The 2,841-nt window shown below is 69.7% G+C and carries 4 protein-coding genes; all 4 read right to left on the bottom strand.

Annotated elements, in window-relative coordinates; genetic code table 11:
* Positions 1 to 27: 27 nt before the first annotated feature.
* A complete protein-coding gene (locus tag ACLBYE_RS30145; protein ID WP_447696975.1) occupies positions 28 to 267 on the bottom strand; it encodes a hypothetical protein in 240 nt (79 codons plus the stop codon).
* 61 nt (positions 268 to 328) lie between these two features.
* Positions 329 to 1,897 (bottom strand): IS66 family transposase, encoded by a 1,569-nt coding sequence (tnpC, locus tag ACLBYE_RS30140; RefSeq protein ID WP_447696976.1) that lies wholly within the window; start codon positions 1,895 to 1,897, stop codon positions 329 to 331.
* Between the two features lie 95 nt (positions 1,898 to 1,992).
* Positions 1,993 to 2,340 carry an IS66 family insertion sequence element accessory protein TnpB gene (tnpB, locus tag ACLBYE_RS30135; protein WP_042672125.1) on the bottom strand — a complete coding sequence of 116 codons (348 nt, stop codon included), beginning with the start codon at positions 2,338 to 2,340 and terminating at the stop codon, positions 1,993 to 1,995.
* Complete coding sequence (gene tnpA, locus ACLBYE_RS30130) at positions 2,337 to 2,750, bottom strand: IS66-like element accessory protein TnpA (RefSeq protein ID WP_447696974.1); 414 nt, start codon at positions 2,748 to 2,750, stop codon at positions 2,337 to 2,339. Before tnpA ends, tnpB begins: the two co-directional genes overlap by 4 nt.
* Between the last annotated feature and the right edge of the window lie 91 nt (positions 2,751 to 2,841).

The raw sequence follows: 2,841 nt of genomic DNA, 5'->3' as shown, positions 1-2,841 counted from the left end.
GTATCCATCCGGTGAAGGACGCGGGAGCTACGGTTTCGGCGGGAGCAGATCACTTTCCGCCGTATGGGCCGCGATCCGCTCTTTCAGCTCGTCGATCCCATCGTTGGTAAACGCTGGGTACGCCTCGTCGCCGGAGCCATGGACCCAGATCAGGCCATCCTCGGGTTCCATGTCGACGATGATGTCGAACAGGGCGTCTTCATCCTGTCCGAGGTCGACGGCGACCCTGGCCAGCGTGAACACGGTGCTCACCTTATTGCGCTGCATCGGCTCCCTTCCGTCGCGGCCCGATCGTTTCGTCCGGGTCGAGGCTGGCTGGCGAGAATGCTCAGGCAGCCTCGGCAAGCGGGGCGGTCGCTGACCGCCAATGCCACGGCAGGAGTTCGTGCAGCCGAGGGGCGGGGTGATCGGCGATGCGGGTGAGAACATCGGCGAGCCAAGCCTGCGGATCGATGGCGTTGAGCTTGGCCGTCACGATCAGCGTCGCCATCGCGGCTGCCCGATCAGCGCCCCGCTCCGAGCCGGCAAACAGCCAGGCTTTTCTGCCCAGGGCAAAGCCTCTCAGAGCCCGTTCGGCGGCGTTGTTGGTCAGGCAGACCCTTCCGTCTTCGAGGAAGTGCGTGAAGGCAGGCCAACGCCGCAGCAGATAGTCGATCGGCTCGGCCACGGCCGAGGAGCGCGACAGGCGTGATCGTTGTTCGCGCAGCCACGTCTCCAGGTCGGCCACGAGCGAAGCGCTCTCGGTACGACGCACCCGCAGACGTTCGTCGGCCGAGCGGCCGCAGATCCCGCGCTCGATCGCAAACAGCTCGTCGATCCGACGGACCGCCTCCAGCGCGATCGGCGAGATCGCCGCCGCCTTCCGGCCTCGCCGCGCCCCGGCCGCCACGTCGGCAAGGACAAAGAACCCGCGGCGGGCATGAGCCCAGCAGAGCGCCGGGCGGATCGCGCCTTGCGGGCGTGCGGGATCGTAGAGGCGATTGTACCCGCTATATGCATCCGCCTGCAGGATCCCGCGGTAACCGCGCAGATGAGCCTCGGGATGCTCTCCGGCCCGGTCGCGCGAGGCGTGGAACAGCGCCGCCGGCGGGTCCGGGCCGCCGAACGGGCGGTCGTCACGGACATAGGTCCAGATCCGGCCGGTGACCGTCCGGCCCTTGGCCAGGATCGGCACCGTGGTGTCGTCGCCGTGCAGCCGCCCGGCCGCCAGAACATGCGCCGCAATCAGCGCGTGCAGGGGCGCGAGCGCAGCCGTGCAGGCGCCGACCTGGTCGGCCAGCGTCGAGACCGACAGCGCGATCCCCTCCCGGGCGAAGCGCTCGCTCTGGCGGTTCAGCGGCTGATGCTGGCCGAACTTCTCGAACAGGATCGTCGCCAGGAGGTGAGGCCCGACAAAGCCGCGCGGCGTGACGTGGAAGGGCGCGGGCGGCTGCGTGATCGTCTCGCAGGCCCGGCACGAGAAGCGCTCGCGCACGGTCTGGATCACCTTCCAGCTCCGCGGGATCACCTCCAGCGTCTCGGTGATGTCCTCGCCGAGCTTCGACAGCTTGGTCGACCCGCAGCAGGGGCAGAACTCCGGCGCCGGGATGAGGATCCGCTCGCGCGGGAGATGGGCCGGGAACGGTTTGCGCGCGGGCGGCCTGCGGAGCGGCAGGCTGGTCCCCGACGTGCGCGCCAGGGCAGCCTCGGTGGCGGCCGCCTGTTCCGTGGCGGTCGCTTCCAGCTCTTCCAGTTCGAGCTCCATCTGGTCGATGAGCCGTGCCGCGCGCTCCGAGCGCGTGCCGTAGAGCTCGCGCCGCAGCTTCTCGATCTGCAGCTTGAGGTGCGCGATCAGCGCCGCACCGCTCGATCGGTCAGCCTCGGCGCTCAGCCGCGCAGCGCGCTCGGCCAGGATCATGGCGTGCGCGGCGGCGAGGTCGGAAGGGAGCGACTCGGGCGTCGTGGTCACGGGGGGAGGGAATCACGGCTGCCCGATCCTGGAAAGGGCCGATCTCACCCGACCGAGCTGGGCCGCCAGGTCTCCTGGGGATGACGCCAGTCGATGCCCGAGAGCAGGTAGCCCATCTGCGCCGATGAGATCGTCACCACGCCGTCGGCTGGGCTCGGCCACAGGAAGCGTCCCCGTTCCAATCTCTTCGTGAACAGGCACGCGCCCTGGCCGTCGTGCCAGATGACCTTCAGCAGGTCGCCGCGACGGCCGCGGAAGCAGAACAGATGCCCGTTCAGCGGATCGCGCCGGAGCACCTCCTGCACCTGCAGCGCGAGGCCGGGAAAGCCCTTGCGCATGTCGGTGTGGCCGGTTGCGAGCCAGACCCGCACGCCGGTGGGGACGGGGATCATCGCCCCTCCAAGACCGACAGCACCCGGCGCAGCGCCTCGGCGTCGACGTCCCGATCGACCTTGAGACGCCGGCCACAGCCGAGATCGATCTCGATCACACCAGCCCGGCGGCGGCGACGCGGATGCTCGTCTGCCGGGGCCGATGCCGGCAGGTTTGTCACGCAGGGGCCAGGGTCCGGCTCCGGTTTTGCCACCACGGGCACGAACACCGGAGCCTGCTCGGCCCCGCCGAGCCGGCCCTCGCGGGCTTGCCGGCGCCACGTGAACAGCAATCCGAGCGCGATCCCGTAGCGGCGCGCGAGCGCACTCACCGACGTGTTGGCCGCGTAGGACGCCTCGACGATCCGCGCCTTCTCCTCGAAACTCCAGCGTCGCCGGCGCTCGACCCCGGCAAGAACCTCGACCCGCATCGCCCTGATCCGATGACCTTAACGCCAGCATTAAGGTCAGACGTCGGGCACGAGGCCCCGTCTCACAAGGCGGCTCTCACCGGAGGCGTAC

It is taken from the genome of Methylobacterium sp. A52T, assembly GCF_053346095.1.
The sequence above is the reverse complement of the archived record's forward strand: the minus strand, read 5'-3'. Positions and strand labels throughout refer to the sequence as shown.